Raw genomic sequence first — 16,634 nt, 5'->3', positions numbered from 1 at the left:
GAGTGAGCCTGCTCGCGAAAGCGGTGTGTCAGTTAACGAAAATGCCGACTGATACACCGCTATCGCGAGCAGGCTCACTCCTGCAAGGGACCGCGTTTACTTGGCTTTGGCGACTTTCCACGCGCCGTCCATTTTGCCGTCACCGGTCATGTCACCGGCTTTCTTGTCCATCACGAAGGTGTACAGCGGCATGCCTTGGTAGGCCCATTGCATCGTGCCGTCGTCGCGTTTGATGACAGTCCAGTCACCCATCGACTTGTCACCCGCGGTCGCCATCAACGGCGGCCAGTTCGTTGCGCATTTGTCGTTGCACATCGACTTGCCGCCCGAGTCCTTGGCGAAGGTATACAGGGTCATGCCCTTGTGGTCGGTGTACATGCCGTCCTTCTCCATCGCCGGATCCGCAGCCAGTGCAAATCCAGGCAATGTCAGGGCCGCAGCCATCAGCAGGGCTTTGAAAGAAACAGTCATTTGAGTCATGGAAACCTTCTTTTGTGGTTGTCAGGATTCGGACTTAGAGCTTAGTTGAGGATTTGCACAATCGCTGCCGGACTAAAATACTGTCACACGACTGCAATAATTCCGTTATCTAATGCGGCGCAAGACAGTTAAATGACAAGAGGATTAAGGCATGGTTGGCAGGAGCATTCTGATCGTCGACGACGAAGCGCCCATTCGCGAAATGATCGCCGTTGCGTTGGAAATGGCCGGCTATGACTGCCTCGAGGCAGAGAACTCGCAGCAGGCGCACGCCATCATCGTCGACCGCAAGCCGGACCTGATCCTGCTCGACTGGATGCTGCCCGGCACCTCCGGCATCGAGCTGGCCCGTCGTCTGAAACGTGATGAACTGACCGGGGACATCCCGATCATCATGCTCACCGCCAAGGGTGAAGAGGACAACAAGATCCAGGGTCTTGAAGTCGGCGCGGACGACTACATCACCAAACCGTTTTCCCCGCGCGAACTGGTCGCACGCCTCAAAGCCGTGCTGCGCCGCGCCGGTCCGACCGACGGCGAAGCGCCGATCGAAGTCGGTGGCCTGCTGCTCGACCCGATCAGCCACCGCGTAACCATCGACGGCAAACCGGCCGAGATGGGCCCGACCGAATACCGTCTGCTGCAATTCTTCATGACCCACCAGGAACGCGCCTACACCCGTGGCCAATTGCTGGATCAGGTCTGGGGCGGCAACGTCTATGTTGAAGAGCGCACCGTCGACGTGCACATCCGCCGCCTGCGCAAGGCCCTCGGTGACGCTTACGAAAATCTGGTACAAACCGTGCGCGGCACCGGCTACCGGTTTTCCACCAAGGCCTGAGCCGACCGCCAGACTCGCAGACAAGGACCGTATTTCCCGTGAATCAAAACTGGCATGGCACCCTGATTCGCCACATGCTGCTGCTGGTCACCGTCTGCCTGGTGATCGGCCTGATCACCGGCTATTACGGCTGGAGCCTCGCGGCGGGCCTGGGGATCTATCTGGCCTGGACGCTGAAGCAATTGCTGCGTCTGCACGAATGGCTGCGCCAGCATCAACCCGACGAAGCACCGCCCGATGGCTATGGTCTGTGGGGCGAAGTGTTCGACAGCATCTACCACCTGCAACGCCGCGACCAACGTGTGCGCGGGCGCCTGCAAGCGGTGATTGACCGGGTGCAGGAATCCACCGCCGCGCTGAAAGACGCGGTGATCATGCTCGACAGCGACGGCAACCTGGAATGGTGGAACCGCGCTGCCGAAACCTTGCTCGGCCTCAAGACCCCGCAGGACAGCGGCCAACCGGTGACCAACCTGGTACGCCATCCGCGCTTCAAGGAATACTTCGAGCAGGAAAGCTACGCCGAGCCGCTGGAAATCCCCTCGCCAACCAACGATCGCGTGCGCATTCAGCTGTACCTGACCCGCTACGGCAACAACGAACACTTGATGCTGGTGCGCGATGTCACGCGCATCCATCAGCTGGAACAGATGCGCAAAGACTTCATCGCCAACGTCTCTCACGAGTTGCGCACACCACTGACAGTGATCTGCGGCTATCTGGAAACCCTGCTCGACAACGTCGAAGAAGTGAATCCGCGCTGGAGCCGCGCCCTGCAGCAGATGCAGCAACAGGGCGGACGCATGCAGACGCTGCTCAACGATTTGTTGCTGCTGGCGAAACTCGAAGCCACCGATTACCCGTCGGACAACCAGCCAGTGCAGATCGACAGCCTGCTGCAATCGATCAAGAGCGATGCGCAGCAATTGTCCGGATCGAAAAACCAGCGCATAACGCTGGAAGCCAACGCCGGCCTGTTGCTCAAGGGCAGCGAGGCGGAGTTACGCAGTGCGTTCTCCAATCTGGTGTTCAACGCGGTGAAGTACACCCCGGCCGAGGGCAACATCCGCATTCGCTGGTGGGGTGACGATCAGGGCGCGCACCTGAGCGTGCAGGATTCCGGGATCGGTATCGACAGCAAACACCTGCCGCGCCTGACCGAACGCTTCTACCGCGTCGATTCCAGTCGCAACTCCAACACCGGCGGCACCGGGCTGGGTCTGGCCATCGTCAAGCACGTATTGCTGCGCCACCGCGCGCGCATGGAGATCAGCAGCGTGCCCGGTCACGGCAGCACGTTCACCTGCCATTTTGCCCCGGCTCAGGTGGCCCATGTGCGGGCCATCAGCGCCGCCGAGTAAGACCGACCGGCACTCGCCACTAGGCAATCGCCATGTCAGCCGCTACATTGGCTGACTTGTGCCTGCCTTTCAGGCGCGATTTTTCTCCCTCTTGAATCACACGGAACCCGCAAAACTCCATCATGGACCCTTCCCCTGGCTTGTCCCTCGCAACAATATTCGCCGATTTCGGCATGATCCTTTTTGCTCTGATCCTGGTTTTGCTCAACGGCTTTTTCGTTGCGGCGGAATTCGCCATGGTCAAACTGCGCTCGACCCGGGTCGAGGCCATCGCTGATCAGAACGGCTGGCGCGGACACATCCTGCGCACCGTGCACAGTCAGCTCGATGCGTACCTCTCGGCGTGTCAGCTGGGTATCACCCTCGCCTCCCTCGGCCTCGGCTGGGTCGGTGAGCCGGCCTTTGCGCACATTCTCGAACCGCTGCTCAGCGCGGTCGGCGTGCAGTCGCCGGAAATCGTCAAAGGCGTGTCGTTCTTCACCGCGTTCTTCATCATTTCGTACCTGCACATCGTCGTCGGTGAACTGGCCCCGAAATCCTGGGCGATCCGCAAACCCGAGCTGCTGTCGCTGTGGACGGCCGTGCCGCTGTACCTGTTCTACTGGGCGATGTACCCGGCGATCTACCTGCTCAACGCCAGCGCCAACGCGATCCTGCGTATCGCCGGCCAAGGCGAACCCGGCCCGCACCACGAACACCATTACAGCCGTGAAGAATTGAAACTGATCCTGCACTCCAGCCGTGGCCAGGATCCGAGCGATCAGGGCATGCGTGTTCTGGCGTCTGCGGTGGAAATGGGCGAACTGGAAGTGGTCGACTGGGCCAACTCCCGCGAAGACCTGATCACCCTCGAATTCAACGCGCCGCTGAAAGAAATCCTGGCGATGTTCCGTCGCCACAAGTTCAGCCGTTATCCGGTGTACGACAGCGAGCGCCAGGAGTTCGTCGGCCTGCTGCACATCAAGGATCTGCTGCTGGAACTGGCAGCACTGGATCACATTCCCGAGTCGTTCAACCTCGCCGAACTGACCCGCCCGCTGGAACGCGTGTCACGGCACATGCCGCTGTCGCAGTTGCTGGAGCAGTTCCGCAAGGGCGGCTCGCACTTCGCCGTGGTCGAGGAGGCTGACGGCAACATCATCGGCTACCTGACCATGGAAGACGTGCTGGAAGTGCTGGTCGGCGACATTCAGGACGAACATCGCAAGGCTGAGCGCGGGATCCTCGCCTATCAGCCGGGCAAACTCTTGGTGCGGGGTGACACGCCGCTGTTCAAAGTGGAACGCCTGTTGGGCATCGACCTTGATCACATCGAAGCGGAAACCCTTGCCGGGCTGGTCTACGAGACTTTGAAGCGCGTACCTGAAGAGGAAGAAGTGCTGGAGGTCGAAGGCCTGCGGATCATCATCAAGAAGATGAAAGGGCCGAAGATTGTGCTGGCCAAGGTGTTGATGCTGGATTGAGTGCAATGCGGGAAACCGCGTTGCCTGCTAAAAGATCGCAGCCTGCGGCAGCTCCTACAGGGATCGCATTCCCATGCAGGAGCTGCCGCAGGCTGCGATCTTTTGCTTTTAGAAGCTTACTGCTTGCCCAACGCAAAGTTGGGCAACGCCCCCAGCGGCTGGTTGAACTGATACGGAATCGACACCAGCCCCTCGCCGGTATTGCGCTGTACGACAAAGTGCAAATGCGGGCCGCTGCTGTTGCCGGTATTGCCTGACAGCGCCAACGGACTGCCCACCGTCACCCGCTGCCCTTCGCGTACGCTCACCGAACCTTGCTTGAGGTGCAGGTACACGCCCATGGTGCCGTCGTCGTGCAGCACCCGCACGAAATTGCCCGACGCATCATTGCCGCGCCCACTCTGCGAGTTTTCAGTCTTCACCACCACCCCGGCCCGCGCGGCAATGATCGGCGTACCCACCGGCATGGCGATGTCCATCGCATAGCGATTCTTCGGCCCATAGTGGCTGTACTGACCGTTGGCGCCCTGACTCAGACGAAACGGCCCACCGCGCCACGGCAACGGGTAGCGATAGCTCTGCGCAGCACCAGAAGGGTCACCCAGTGAATATTGGAACTGCGGCGAATAGACCAGCGGCTTGCCGCTGGTAATCGCCGTCAGCAGCGCCAGACGCGTGTTGCTGCGCGCCGGCAGCACCCGGCGGATGGCTTTGGCTGGCGCGCCGCGTACATTGCTCATGCCGGTAAACGCCAGTGCCACCTCGACCGGTGCATACAGATCGTTGCGTACGAACACCACGTCAACGCCCTTCTGCTTCTTGATATCGAGATAGACCTGCCGCTCCAGGCGCTCAACCATGCGGTCCTGAAAGACGAACACCTGCGAGCCTTTGCTCGGCCGGTCGCTGTACGAGACCACGCCGTTGGCATCGGTGGATTTGTAAATGGTCATGGCCACAGCCGAGGTGGAGGCCATGAAGAGACCACAGAAAAACAGCAGGCGCGCGCGCATGGGCAAAAGTCTGTCGAAAGGTAGGCCTGGAAAAGAGCCTAGCAGGTGAAGCAGACCAGGCTAGTCGACAGATGTTTCAATTTGCCCAGCGCACAAAGCAAAAGATCGCAGCCTTCGGCAGCTCCTACAGGGAAAATGCATTCCAATGTAGGAGCTGCCGAAGGCAGCGATCTTTTCACAGACGCCGATTACGCGCCCGGAACGAAGTGCTTCTGCGCCGTGCCGCGGGCGATCAGGCGGGAGATGTAGTCGAGCTTCTGCGCATCCTGGTCGACAAAGCGGAACGTCAGTTGCAGCCAGTCGCTGTCCGGTTTCGGCTCAAACGCAACGACGGCGTGCAGGTAGCCGTTGAGGCGGGCGATTTCGGCGTTGTCGCCCTGCTCCAGATCGAGCACGGCGCTGTCGAGGATCTGCGGCAGGGTGTCGGTGCGTTTCACCACCAGCAACGCTTCCTTGATGCTCAAAGCCTTGATCACACATTGCTGAGTACCGCTTGGCAGGCGCAACTGGCCCTGACCACGGCCACTGGCCGGCGCCGACGCGGCGACGGGTGCCTTGACCGGTGGGCTGTTGAGCAAACCACGGGACGGCGCGGCGGCGGGCGCTGGCGCGGCAGCTGCCGGTTTGGCGAACGGGTTGACCGCAGCCGCTGCCGGGGCACCGCCGACCACGGCAGGCTTGCCACCGGTCAAGGCGCTCAGAGAATCGTTACCGAACGCCGAGTTCATCTTGGTCGGCGCGCTGTTCATCAGGGTATCGAGCTTGCCGACCTTGTTCAGCGCCTGTTTGACCTTGGTCAGCAGTTGCTCGTTGGTGAACGGCTTGCTGACGTAACCGGAAACACCGGCCTGAATCGCCTGCACGACGTTTTCCTTGTCGCCACGGCTGGTGACCATGACGAACGGCATCGTCTTGAGGTTGTCTTGTTCGCGGCACCAGGTCAGCAGTTCGAGACCGGACATTTCCGGCATTTCCCAGTCGCAGAGCACCAGGTCGAACGCTTCCTTGGCCAGCATGGCCTGAGCCTTCTTACCGTTGACGGCGTCCTCGGTACGGATCCCCGGGAAGTAATTACGCAGGCACTTTTTCACCAGGTCACGAATGAACGAAGCATCGTCCACGACCAACACACTGATCTTGCTCATCCAACACCCCTATTAAAATCCCGGCAAGCATAACGCTGGCTGATGGCACATTGCCAAAACTCTTCAGTCACGCCGGGACTTTTCGTTCGCGGGTGCTGCTTTTTAATTCGATCTGCCTTGTGAAAAGCACAAACAAAAACGCCCGGCCAAAGGGCCGGGCGCTTTTCTCAGGCAATCTTACTTATCGTCAACATCGCCCGGAACATTAGCGGTTTCGCCGCTTGTGCCTTCAACTTCTTCTTTCATGCGCTTGAGGCCCATGTGGCGTACGTCGGTACCGCGCACCAGGTAGATGACCAATTCAGAGATGTTACGTGCGTGATCGCCGATGCGCTCCAGCGAACGCAGCACCCAGATGATGCTCAAGACCCGCGAGATAGAGCGCGGGTCTTCCATCATGTAGGTCGCCAACTCACGCAGGGCGGTTTTGTATTCGCGGTCGATGATCTTGTCGTACTGCGCCACCGACAACGCCAGATCGGCGTCGAAACGGGCGAACGCGTCCAGTGCATCGCGAACCATGTTGCGCACCTGGTCGCCGATATGGCGAACCTCGACGTAACCGCGCGGCGCTTCACCTTCTTCGCACAGCTGAATCGCGCGGCGGGCGATCTTGGTCGCTTCGTCACCGATGCGCTCAAGGTCGATCACCGACTTGGAAATACTGATGATCAAACGCAGGTCGGACGCCGCCGGTTGACGACGGGCAAGAATGCGCAGGCATTCTTCGTCGATGTTGCGTTCCATCTGGTTGATCTGGTCATCAATCTCGCGCACCTGCTGAGCCAAGCCGGAGTCGGCCTCGATCAGCGCGGTCACCGCGTCGTTGACCTGCTTCTCGACCAGCCCGCCCATGGCCAGGAGGTGGCTGCGCACTTCCTCAAGCTCAGCGTTGAACTGCGCGGAGATGTGGTGGGTAAGGCCTTCTTTACTAATCATGTTGGCGTCCTTGGAGCGTCCGGTAAGGTGCGGTGGGCCGCAGCGTCAATTCTGTGAATAACCCGCAACTGTCAGCCATAACGACCGGTGATGTAGTCTTCGGTCTGCTTCTTCGCCGGATTGGTGAACAGGGTGTCGGTGTCGCCGAATTCGACCAGTTTGCCCATGTACATGAACGCGGTGTAGTCCGAAACCCGCGCAGCCTGCTGCATGTTGTGGGTCACGATGACGATGGTGAACTTGGATTTCAGCTCGTAGATCAGCTCTTCAACCTTCAGGGTCGAGATCGGGTCGAGGGCCGAGCACGGTTCGTCGAGCAGCAGCACTTCCGGCTCAACCGCGATAGTGCGGGCGATCACCAGACGTTGTTGCTGACCGCCAGACAGGCCGAGTGCCGATTCGTGCAGACGGTCTTTGACTTCGTCCCACAGTGCCGCGCCTTTCAACGCCCATTCGACCGCTTCGTCGAGGACGCGCTTCTTGTTGATGCCCTGGATGCGCAAGCCGTAGACCACGTTTTCGTAGATGGTCTTCGGGAACGGGTTGGGCTTCTGGAACACCATGCCGACGCGACGACGCAGCTCGGCGACGTCTTCGCCTTTGCGATAGATGTTGTTGCCGTAGAGGTTGATCGCGCCTTCGACGCGGCAGCCGTCAACCAGATCGTTCATGCGGTTGAAGGTGCGCAGCAACGTCGATTTACCGCAGCCGGACGGGCCGATGAACGCGGTCACGCGCTGCTTCGGGATGTTCATGCTGACGTCGAACAATGCCTGCTTCTCGCCGTAGTACAGGCTCAGGCCCGGCACTTCGATGGCCACGGTTTCCTGCGCCAGATTCAGGCTTTGCTTGTCGCGACCCAGGGCAGACATGTTGATGCCGTGGCTATGTGTTTCGTGCTGCATGGGAGGCTCCCTGTGCTAACAAATTCGGTTCGTTGAACCACTGGCCTTGCCAATGGGTTACTGAAAATCTGTGGCTTGCGCCGATCCTTGTGGGAGCTGGCTTGCCAGCGATGGCATCAGCGCGGTGTTACTGGCTGACCGAGTCGCCTGCATCGCTGGCAAGCCAGCTCCCACAGGATTTGTGTTAACTGTCCAAAGCTTTGTATTTTTCACGCAGGTGGTTGCGGATATACACCGCCGACAGGTTCAACGTCGCGATCACCAGTACCAGCAGCAGCGCCGTGGCGTACACCAGCGGGCGGGCCGCTTCGACGTTCGGGCTCTGGAAGCCGACGTCATAGATGTGGAAGCCCAAGTGCATGATCTTCTGATCCAGGTGCAGGTACGGGTAGTTGCCGTCCACCGGCAGCGACGGCGCCAGTTTCACCACACCCACCAGCATCAGCGGCGCCACTTCACCGGCGGCGCGAGCCACGGCGAGAATCATGCCGGTCATCATCGCCGGGCTGGCCATCGGGATCACAATCTTCCACAACGTTTCAGCCTTGGTCGCGCCGAGGGCCAACGAGCCTTCACGCACAGTACGCGGGATACGCGCCAGACCTTCCTCGGTCGCGACGATCACCACCGGCACCGCCAGCAGCGCCAAAGTCAGCGAGGCCCAGAGCAGACCCGGGGTACCAAAGGTCGGTGCCGGCAATGCTTCGGGGAAGAACAAGCGGTCAACCGAACCACCGAGTACGTAAACGAAGAAGCCCAGACCGAACACGCCATAAACGATCGCCGGAACGCCAGCGAGGTTGTTCACCGCGATGCGGATAATCCGCGTCAGAGTGTTCTGCTTGGCGTATTCACGCAGGTACACCGCCGCCAGTACGCCGAACGGGGTAACGATCATCGCCATGATCAGGGTCATCATCACGGTGCCGAAGATCGCCGGGAAGATCCCGCCTTCGGTGTTGGCTTCACGCGGGTCATCCGAAAGGAATTCCCAGATCTTGCTGAAGTAGAAACCGACCTTGGTAAAGGTGCTCATCGCGTTCGGCTGGTAGGCGTGAACCACTTTGCCCAGACCAATTTCGATCTCTTTGCCGTTGGCATCGCGAGCGGTCAGGGCATCGCGGTTGAACTGCGCATGCAGATCGGCCAGGCGTGCTTCGATGTCCTGATAACGCGCATTCAGTTCGGCGCGCTCGGATTCCATGTCCGCTTGTGCGGTGGCGTCGAGCTTGCCTTCCAGTTCCAGTTTGCGACCGTGCAGACGGATTCGCTCAAGGCCTGCGTTGATCGCACCGATGTCAGTCTTTTCCAGCGACTTCAGTTGTGCCGCCAGCCCATTCACACGGTTGATCCGCGCCTGCAGCTCAGGCCACGCGGCCTCGCCTTCAGCGATGACCTTGCCATCCTGTTTGACGTTGACCAGGTAGCCGTAGAAGTTGCCCCACTCGCGACGCTCGATCGCCATCAGTTCTGGCGGCGTAGTCTGGTTGGTCAGCCACTCGCCGACGATCCAGGTGAAGTCGTTGCCGTTCAGGTCACGGTTGCCGACCTTGATCAGCTCGCGGGTCATGAATTCCGGACCCTCATCAGGCACCGGCAAACCGGCGCTCTTCAGACGGGCACGGGGCACTTCTTCTTTCTGTACCACTTCACCGATGACCAGGTGATTGGCCTGGCCCGGTACGTCGTAATGGGCGTGGACCAGGTCCGCCGGCCAGAAGTGACCCAGACCACGCACGGCAATTACCGCCAGCAGGCCAATGGTCATGATGACCGCGATGGACACCGCGCCACCGCTGATCCAGACGCCCGGGGCGCCGCTCTTGAACCATCCTTTCAGGGAGTTCTGTTTCACAGACTTCTACCTTTGCTTAAAGCGACGAGTATTTCTTGCGCAGACGCTGACGAATCAGTTCTGCCAGGGTGTTCATGACGAAGGTGAACAACAGCAGCACCAGCGCCGAGAGGAACAGCACGCGGTAGTGGCTGCCGCCGACTTCCGACTCGGGCATTTCCACCGCGACGTTGGCGGCCAGGGTGCGCAGGCCTTCGAACAGGTTCATTTCCATGACCGGGGTGTTACCGGTGGCCATCAGCACGATCATGGTTTCACCGACCGCACGGCCCATGCCGATCATCAGCGCCGAGAAAATCCCCGGACTGGCAGTCAGGATCACCACGCGAGTCATGGTCTGCCAAGGCGTGGCACCCAGAGCCAGCGAGCCGAGGGTCAGGCCACGCGGCACGCTGAACACGGCGTCTTCAGCGATCGAGTAGATGTTCGGGATCACTGCAAAGCCCATGGCCAGACCCACCACCAAAGCGTTGCGCTGGTCGTAGGTGATGCCGAGGTCGTGGGAGATCCACATGCGCATGTCGCCGCCGAAGAACCAGTTCTCCATGAACGGGCTCATGTACAGCGACAGCCAGCCCACGAACAGAATCACTGGAATCAGCAGCGCGCTTTCCCAGCCATCCGGGACTTTCAGGCGGATCGATTCAGGCAGACGACTGAAGGTGAAACCGGCGACCAGAATGCCGATCGGCAGCAACATCAACAGGCTGAAGATGCCTGGCAGATGCCCTTCGACATACGGCGCGAGGAACAGGCCGGCGAAGAAACCGAGGATCACCGTCGGCATTGCTTCCATCAGCTCGATCACCGGTTTGACCTTGCGGCGCATGCCCGGGGCCATGAAGTACGCGGTGTAGATCGCCGCAGCCACAGCCAGCGGCGCGGCCAGCAGCATCGCGTAGAACGCAGCTTTCAGGGTGCCGAAGGTCAGCGGTGAGAGGCTCAGTTTCGGTTCAAAATCGGTGTTGGCGGCGGTCGATTGCCAGACGTATTTAGGCTCGTCGTAGTTCTCGTACCAGACCTTGCTCCACAACGCGCTCCAGGAGACTTCCGGGTGCGGGTTATCGAGCAGCAGCGGTTGCAGCTTGCCGCCGGCTTCGACGATCACACGGTTGGCACGCGGCGACAGACCGAACAGGCCTTGGCCTTCCACCACTTGATCGACCAGCAAAGTGCGGTGCGCGGTGCTGTGGAACACGCCGAGCTTGCCGCTGGCATCCAGTGCGAGGAAGCCTTTGCGACGTTCTTCAGCGCTGATTTCAACGATCGGCGTGGTGCCCATCTGGAAGGTGCGGATCTGCTTCAGGCGCAGCTCACCATCGGTGTCGCGGGCCATGAACCATTGGGCCAGACCACCCTTGGAGTCACCGATGATCAGCGAGATACCACCAACCAACTGCGTGGTCGCGGTGACTTCGGCGTCAGCGTTTTCCAGCAGTTTGTAGCGACCGTTGAGGCTCTTGTCGCGCAGGCTGAACACATCGGCCTGAGCGCGACCGTTGACCACGTACAGCCACTGCTGGCGCGGGTCGACGAAGATGTTTTTCACCGGTTCAGTCATCTGCGGCAGATCGATACGCTTCTGCTCGTTGGTGACTTCGCCGGTCATCATGTTTTCTTCGCTGGTCAGCGACAGCACGTTGAGTTGCGAACCGGTCGAACCGACCAGCATCAGCGTCGTGTCGGTGGCGTTCAGGCTGACATGTTCAAGCGCACCGCCGGCTTCGTTCAACGCGATCGGCGTCTCGCCGTACGGATATTCGATCGCCGGGGTGATGGTTTTCTTGCCATCGGGGTAGCTGACTTTATAGGTGTGACGGAACACCAGCGCCTGACCGTTGGACAGGCCGACGGCTACCAGCGGATGGCCCGGCTGATCTTCACCAATCGAGGTCACGGTGGCGCCGGCCGGAACCGGCAGATCGACGCGCTTCAGTTCAGCGCCACTGTCGATATCAAAGAACAATGCCTGACCCTTATCGGAAACGCGCATGGCCACCTGATTCTGCTCTTCGAGCGAAATCATCAGCGGCTTGCCGGCGTCCTGCATCCAGGCCGGGGTGATCGAGTCTTTCGCGGTCAGGTCGGCACCCTGGAACAGCGGCGCAACCACGTAGGCGAGGAAGAAGAAGATCAGGGTGATGGCTGCCAGCACCGCGAGACCGCCAACGAGGACGTACCAGCGGGTGAAGCGATCCTTGAGCGCGCGAATGCGGCGCTTGCGTTGCAGCTCAGGCGTATTGAAATCAATGCGCTTGGGAGGATTAGTAGTCATTTGGGAATTGGCCAGATCATTCATGCGCTCACCCTAGCGATCCTGTATGACAGAAAGATGACAATGCAGTGACGCAGCAAATCCACCGCCAGCGGGACTGGCAGAGGATCAAAAATTTGAGGTGTGGAAAAGGCCGGCCTGCGCGCAGATCCGGCCTTTTACCTGAGTCCGGTGGGGTTCACCCTGGACTCAATTTGTTACTTCTTTGCGACAGCGCCGCCTTCCTGCAGACCCAGGTCAGCCAGTGCTTTTGCAGCAACCTTGGCTGGCAGCGGGATGTACCCGTCTTTCACCACAACTTCCTGGCCCTGTTTCGACAGCACCAGCTTCACGAACTCAGCTTCCAGCGGAGCCAGAGGCTTGTTCGGGGCTTTGTTGACGTAAACGTAGAGGAAACGCGACAGCGGGTATTTGCCGTTCAGGGCGTTTTCTTCGGTGTCTTCGATGAAGTCAGTGCTGCCTTTTTTGGCCAATGGCACGGTTTTCACGCTGGCGGTCTTGTAACCGATACCCGAGTAACCGATGCCGTTCAGCGAGGAGCTGATCGACTGCACGACCGAAGCCGAGCCTGGTTGTTCGTTGACGTTCGGTTTGTAGTCGCCTTTGCACAGGGCTTCTTCTTTGAAGTAGCCGTAGGTGCCGGATACCGAGTTACGGCCGAACAGTTGTACTGGTTTGTTGGCCAGGTCGCCGGTCACACCCAGTTCGCCCCAGGTTTTCACGTCGGCTTTGGCGCCACACAGACGGGTCGACGAGAAGATCGCATCAACCTGCTCCATGGTCAGGTGCTGGATCGGGTTGTCTTTGTGTACGAAGACAGCCAGGGCATCAACGGCCACCGGGATAGCGGTTGGCTTGTAGCCGTACTTCTGCTCGAAGGCCGCCAGTTCGGTGTCCTTCATCTTGCGGCTCATCGGGCCCAGGTTGGAGGTGCCTTCAGTCAGTGCAGGTGGCGCAGTGGCGGAGCCAGCGGCCTGAATCTGGATGTTTACGTTCGGGTATTCTTTTTTGTAGTTCTCAGCCCACAGGGTCATGAGGTTGGCCAGGGTATCGGAGCCGACGCTGGACAGGTTGCCCGACACACCAGTGGTCTTGGTGTAGCTCGGGATAGCAGGGTCAACAGCGGCAACCGCGTTGGCAGTCGCAACGCCAGCAGCGACAAAAGTCATTGCCGCCATCAAACGCTTCAGTTTCATGCCTTACTCCTAGCAGATAGGGTGTGTTAAGTCGGGGCCAAGTATCAGCAGGCCGTGTGAACACTCTATGGCTGAAATATGACAATTGGATGAAAGGCCAGCATGGGCATCACCTTTAAAAAAGGAAACGCTTTGCAGGTTGACAAATCATCTTCTAAATATAGTCTTGTCAACCACGAGAGGGCCCCATGATAAACGATCGAATTCGCCGCGCACGTCTGCAAAAAGGCCTCAGCCTTGAGGCTTTGGCGATGGAGCTTGGCGACATAACCAAGCAAGCCTTGAGCAAATATGAGAAAGGGTTGAGTACCCCTAACTCAACTCGTCTGCTGCAACTGGCCAGAGCGCTTCAGGTCAGCCCTGAGTATTTCTTCCGCGTGGAAGCAATTGCGCTGGCGCCTCTGGAGTTTCGAAAACTGGCCCGAATGCCGAAATATCGCCAGGCACAGGTGGAAGAGAAAATTCGGGAACACCTTGAGCGTTACATCGCGCTTGAGGAGTGTTTCGATCCTGCCGACATACATACCCCAGCTACTCCGGCACAAATGATCCCCGTTTCCTGCCTTGAGGACGCCGAACGCGCAGCAGAGCAACTTCGTCAGTTCTGGGGAATTGGTAGCGACCCTATAGCCAATCTGACTGAACAGCTGGAGGAGCACAGCATAAAAGTCGCCATGCTAAACGGCCCGGACGACTTCGACGGCGCTTGCGCTGCCACCGGTAACGGCGAACACGTGTTGATTGCACTGAATGCCGATCGCCCAGGCGAACGAATCAGGTTCACTGCCGCGCATGAACTCGGCCACTGGGTCATGGCATTACCCGAGGATATGCCGGAGAGGGACAAGGAAAATTGCTGCCATCGATTCGCCGGCGCGTTTCTCTACCCGGCGAAAAGTGTCACCGGTGACTTCGGCAGCCATCCTCGCTCCAGAGTTCATCCACGAGAATTGCTGATTGCAAAGCGTCAATACGGGATCTCAATGCATGCCGCGTTGAGACGCCTGAAAGATCTGAAGCTTCTTAGCGAAAGTGGCTATAAATCCCTCACTATCCAATTCAGCGCCAACGGCTGGCGCAAATCAGAACCTGAGCCGCTACCTTGCAAACCGCCGCAAAGATTTGAGTCGCTAGCATTCTGGGCGTTGGCAGAAGGGCTGATCACCAAGTCTCGGGCTGCCGAACTCCTGCGCAAACCAGTTAGCGCACTGGACCCCAATTTCCTGGGTTCACTGGAGAATGCATGAGTTTGATCTTCATCAGTGATACGAATATCTGGATTGATTTCAGAAACGCCGGATTACTGGAGCAGATGTTTCGATTGCCATTCACACTTTGCTGCACCGACTTTGTCATGCATGAACTTGCAGACTTTCCCCACCAGGAACTGCTTGATCGAGGGCTGAGTGTCGAATCGTTCGATGAATCTGGCGTGATCAGACTCTTTGAGCTGAAAGTCGAACACAACAACAGCTCACTGGCAGACGTGTCTTGTTACCTGCTCGCACAGGAAACAGGACGTCCGTTGCTGACCGGAGATGGCAAGTTAAGGCGCCAGGCACAACGAGATGGACTGGAGGTGCACGGCGCTCTTTGGTTACTTGATCTGATGGTTGAGCATCAAGTAATTGAAAAGTCGGATGCCGCAAACGCCTTGGCCCACATGCTTGAGCATGGCGCTCGACTCCCGACAGGAGAATGTGAATCAAGGCTCTCACGCTGGCGAGAGCCCTAGAAGCAGAATCTTGGGATCAGCGCCCCTTCTTCCACAGCCACGCCCCGACCAGAATCCCCATCGCACACAGCACCGCCACATAGTAGGCAGGCCCCATCGCGCTTTCTTTCAGCAGCAGGCTGACCACCATCGGCGTCAGGCCACCAAAGATCGCGTAAGCCACGTTATACGAGAACGACAACCCGCTGAAGCGCACCACCGGCGGGAACGCTTTGACCATCACGTACGGCACCGCACCAATGGTGCCGACCAGAAAACCGGTCAACGCGTACAGCGGGAACAGCCAGTTCGGGTGATCGGCGAGCCTGTGATAGAAGGTCCAGGAGCTGATCAGCAGACCCAGGCAACCAAATACGAACACCCGGCCTGCGCCAAAGCGATCCGCCAGTGCGCCGGAAATGATGCAGCCGATGCTCAGGAACACGATCGCCAGACTGTTCGACTGCAGCGACTCCGTCGGCGTGAAGTGATAGACCGTTTGCAGCACGGTCGGCGTCATCAGAATGACCACGACGATGCCAGCGGAGAGCAACCAGGTCAGCAGCATCGAGATTGCAATCGCGCCGCGATGGTCACGCAGCACCGCGCGCAGCGGCACTTCTTCAGCCAAGGCTTTGCGCAGTTGCAGCTCGGCGAACACTGGGGTCTCGTGCAGCCAGCGGCGCAGGTAGACCGAGAACAGGCCGAACACACCGCCGAGCAGGAAGGGGATTCGCCAGGCGTAATCGGAAACTTCCGCAGGGGTATAAATGCTGTTGATCGCCGTGGCGACCAGCGAGCCGAGCAGAATGCCGGCGGTCAGGCCGCTGGTGAGCGTGCCGCAGGCATAACCCATGTGTTTTTGCGGTACGTGTTCGGAAACGAAGACCCACGCGCCCGGCACTTCACCGCCAATCGCCGCGCCCTGAATCACCCGCATCAATAGAAGCAGGATCGGCGCCCACATGCCGATCTGCGCATACGTTGGCAGTAGACCCATGATCAAGGTCGGCACGGCCATCATGAAAATGCTCAGGGTGAACATCTTCTTGCGCCCCAGCAGGTCGCCGAAGTGCGCCATGACGATGCCGCCCAGCGGCCGCGCGAGGTAGCCGGCGGCGAAGATGCCGAAGGTCTGCATCAGGCGCAGCCACTCGGGCATATCGGCCGGGAAGAACAGCTTGCCGACCACGGTGGCGAAGAAGACGAAGATGATGAAGTCGTAGAATTCCAGCGCGCCGCCGAGAGCGGACAGCGACAGAGTCTTGTAGTCATTGCGGGTCAATGGTCGTGCGGGTTGCTCGGGCTGCGCGAGGCTCGAAGGCGCTGTGGTCATGGCAAGGGCTTCTCTTATAGTCGGATCTGCCGCCACAACAACGCTGGCAGTGGCTCGGGCAGGTTCGGCACCATAGCAAATTGTTCGAAAAAGCACATAGAGGCGCGTAAT

The 16,634-nt window shown here is 59.2% G+C and carries 14 protein-coding genes; 5 read left to right on the top strand and 9 right to left on the bottom strand.

Annotated elements, in window-relative coordinates:
- Positions 1-96: 96 nt before the first annotated feature.
- Complete coding sequence (locus tag CKW38_RS15550) at positions 97-480, bottom strand: hypothetical protein (protein ID WP_095113194.1); 384 nt, start codon at positions 478-480, stop codon at positions 97-99.
- A gap of 151 nt (positions 481-631) precedes the next feature.
- Here CKW38_RS15550 and phoB point away from each other — a divergent pair, with 151 nt between their 5' ends.
- From phoB to CKW38_RS15535, 3 genes are all read left to right on the top strand, one after another.
- A complete protein-coding gene (gene phoB / locus CKW38_RS15545; protein ID WP_007896474.1) occupies positions 632-1,321 on the top strand; it encodes a phosphate regulon transcriptional regulator PhoB in 690 nt (229 codons plus the stop codon).
- Positions 1,322-1,395: 74 nt separating this feature from the next.
- Positions 1,396-2,682, top strand: coding sequence for a phosphate regulon sensor histidine kinase PhoR (phoR, locus tag CKW38_RS15540; RefSeq protein WP_256588390.1), 1,287 nt, complete (start codon positions 1,396-1,398; stop codon positions 2,680-2,682).
- A gap of 122 nt (positions 2,683-2,804) precedes the next feature.
- The gene (locus CKW38_RS15535) at positions 2,805-4,145 is read left to right on the top strand and encodes a hemolysin family protein (RefSeq protein ID WP_007920256.1); all 1,341 of its coding nucleotides are present in this window, start codon (positions 2,805-2,807) and stop codon (positions 4,143-4,145) included.
- A 116-nt stretch (positions 4,146-4,261) separates the two neighbouring features.
- Here the strand turns inward: CKW38_RS15535 and CKW38_RS15530 are convergent, their stop codons facing one another.
- The 7 genes from CKW38_RS15530 to CKW38_RS15500 all read right to left on the bottom strand — a co-directional run bounded on the left by CKW38_RS15530 (position 4,262) and on the right by CKW38_RS15500 (position 13,473).
- On the bottom strand, positions 4,262-5,158 hold the full coding sequence (locus CKW38_RS15530) for a M23 family metallopeptidase (RefSeq protein ID WP_095113192.1): 897 nt from the start codon (positions 5,156-5,158) through the stop codon (positions 4,262-4,264).
- A gap of 188 nt (positions 5,159-5,346) precedes the next feature.
- A complete protein-coding gene (locus CKW38_RS15525; RefSeq protein WP_007920252.1) occupies positions 5,347-6,303 on the bottom strand; it encodes a response regulator in 957 nt (318 codons plus the stop codon).
- A gap of 177 nt (positions 6,304-6,480) precedes the next feature.
- Positions 6,481-7,242, bottom strand: coding sequence for a phosphate signaling complex protein PhoU (gene phoU, locus CKW38_RS15520; protein ID WP_007920250.1), 762 nt, complete (start codon positions 7,240-7,242; stop codon positions 6,481-6,483).
- A gap of 71 nt (positions 7,243-7,313) precedes the next feature.
- Entirely contained in the window at positions 7,314-8,147 is an 834-nt protein-coding gene (gene pstB, locus CKW38_RS15515) for a phosphate ABC transporter ATP-binding protein PstB (protein WP_007920249.1), read from the bottom strand.
- Between the two features lie 184 nt (positions 8,148-8,331).
- A complete protein-coding gene (gene pstA, locus CKW38_RS15510; RefSeq protein ID WP_007920248.1) occupies positions 8,332-10,002 on the bottom strand; it encodes a phosphate ABC transporter permease PstA in 1,671 nt (556 codons plus the stop codon).
- A gap of 16 nt (positions 10,003-10,018) precedes the next feature.
- Positions 10,019-12,052, bottom strand: coding sequence for an ABC transporter permease subunit (locus CKW38_RS15505; RefSeq protein ID WP_176472336.1), 2,034 nt, complete (start codon positions 12,050-12,052; stop codon positions 10,019-10,021).
- Between the two features lie 422 nt (positions 12,053-12,474).
- Positions 12,475-13,473: a phosphate ABC transporter substrate-binding protein PstS gene (locus CKW38_RS15500; RefSeq protein WP_007920246.1), complete on the bottom strand. Its 999-nt coding sequence runs from the start codon at positions 13,471-13,473 to the stop codon at positions 12,475-12,477.
- Positions 13,474-13,661: 188 nt separating this feature from the next.
- Here CKW38_RS15500 and CKW38_RS15495 point away from each other — a divergent pair, with 188 nt between their 5' ends.
- Together CKW38_RS15495 and CKW38_RS15490 are read left to right on the top strand one after the other, a co-directional pair.
- Positions 13,662-14,720 carry a helix-turn-helix domain-containing protein gene (locus CKW38_RS15495; protein ID WP_007920245.1) on the top strand — a complete coding sequence of 353 codons (1,059 nt, stop codon included), beginning with the start codon at positions 13,662-13,664 and terminating at the stop codon, positions 14,718-14,720.
- Complete coding sequence (locus CKW38_RS15490) at positions 14,717-15,208, top strand: type II toxin-antitoxin system VapC family toxin (protein WP_007920241.1); 492 nt, start codon at positions 14,717-14,719, stop codon at positions 15,206-15,208. The genes CKW38_RS15495 and CKW38_RS15490 overlap by 4 nt, the downstream gene beginning before the upstream one ends.
- 16 nt (positions 15,209-15,224) lie before the next feature.
- Here CKW38_RS15490 and CKW38_RS15485 read toward each other — a convergent pair whose 3' ends face one another.
- Positions 15,225-16,523, bottom strand: a complete 1,299-nt coding sequence (locus tag CKW38_RS15485) for an MFS transporter (protein ID WP_095113191.1) — start codon at positions 16,521-16,523, stop codon at positions 15,225-15,227.
- Between the last annotated feature and the right edge of the window lie 111 nt (positions 16,524-16,634).

Source organism: Pseudomonas sp. Irchel 3H7 (assembly GCF_900187605.1).
GTDB lineage: Bacteria > Pseudomonadota > Gammaproteobacteria > Pseudomonadales > Pseudomonadaceae > Aquipseudomonas.
This window is presented reverse-complemented; position numbering and strand designations above follow the sequence as displayed.

Excerpts from the sequence above, each read along its gene's own strand:
- CKW38_RS15500 (WP_007920246.1), bottom strand. The coding sequence starts at position 13,473 with ATGAAACTGAAGCGTTTGATGGCGGCAATGACTTTTGTCGCTGCTGGC.
- phoB (WP_007896474.1), top strand. The coding sequence starts at position 632 with ATGGTTGGCAGGAGCATTCTGATCGTCGACGACGAAGCGCCCATTCGC.
- CKW38_RS15495 (WP_007920245.1), top strand. The coding sequence starts at position 13,662 with ATGATAAACGATCGAATTCGCCGCGCACGTCTGCAAAAAGGCCTCAGC.
- CKW38_RS15485 (WP_095113191.1), bottom strand. The coding sequence starts at position 16,523 with ATGACCACAGCGCCTTCGAGCCTCGCGCAGCCCGAGCAACCCGCACGA.
- CKW38_RS15505 (WP_176472336.1), bottom strand. The coding sequence starts at position 12,052 with ATGCAGGACGCCGGCAAGCCGCTGATGATTTCGCTCGAAGAGCAGAAT.
- CKW38_RS15490 (WP_007920241.1), top strand. The coding sequence starts at position 14,717 with ATGAGTTTGATCTTCATCAGTGATACGAATATCTGGATTGATTTCAGA.
- CKW38_RS15535 (WP_007920256.1), top strand. The coding sequence starts at position 2,805 with ATGGACCCTTCCCCTGGCTTGTCCCTCGCAACAATATTCGCCGATTTC.
- pstB (WP_007920249.1), bottom strand. The coding sequence starts at position 8,147 with ATGCAGCACGAAACACATAGCCACGGCATCAACATGTCTGCCCTGGGT.
- CKW38_RS15550 (WP_095113194.1), bottom strand. The coding sequence starts at position 480 with ATGACTCAAATGACTGTTTCTTTCAAAGCCCTGCTGATGGCTGCGGCC.
- phoR (WP_256588390.1), top strand. The coding sequence starts at position 1,396 with ATGCTGCTGCTGGTCACCGTCTGCCTGGTGATCGGCCTGATCACCGGC.
- CKW38_RS15530 (WP_095113192.1), bottom strand. The coding sequence starts at position 5,158 with ATGCGCGCGCGCCTGCTGTTTTTCTGTGGTCTCTTCATGGCCTCCACC.
- CKW38_RS15525 (WP_007920252.1), bottom strand. The coding sequence starts at position 6,303 with ATGAGCAAGATCAGTGTGTTGGTCGTGGACGATGCTTCGTTCATTCGT.
- phoU (WP_007920250.1), bottom strand. The coding sequence starts at position 7,242 with ATGATTAGTAAAGAAGGCCTTACCCACCACATCTCCGCGCAGTTCAAC.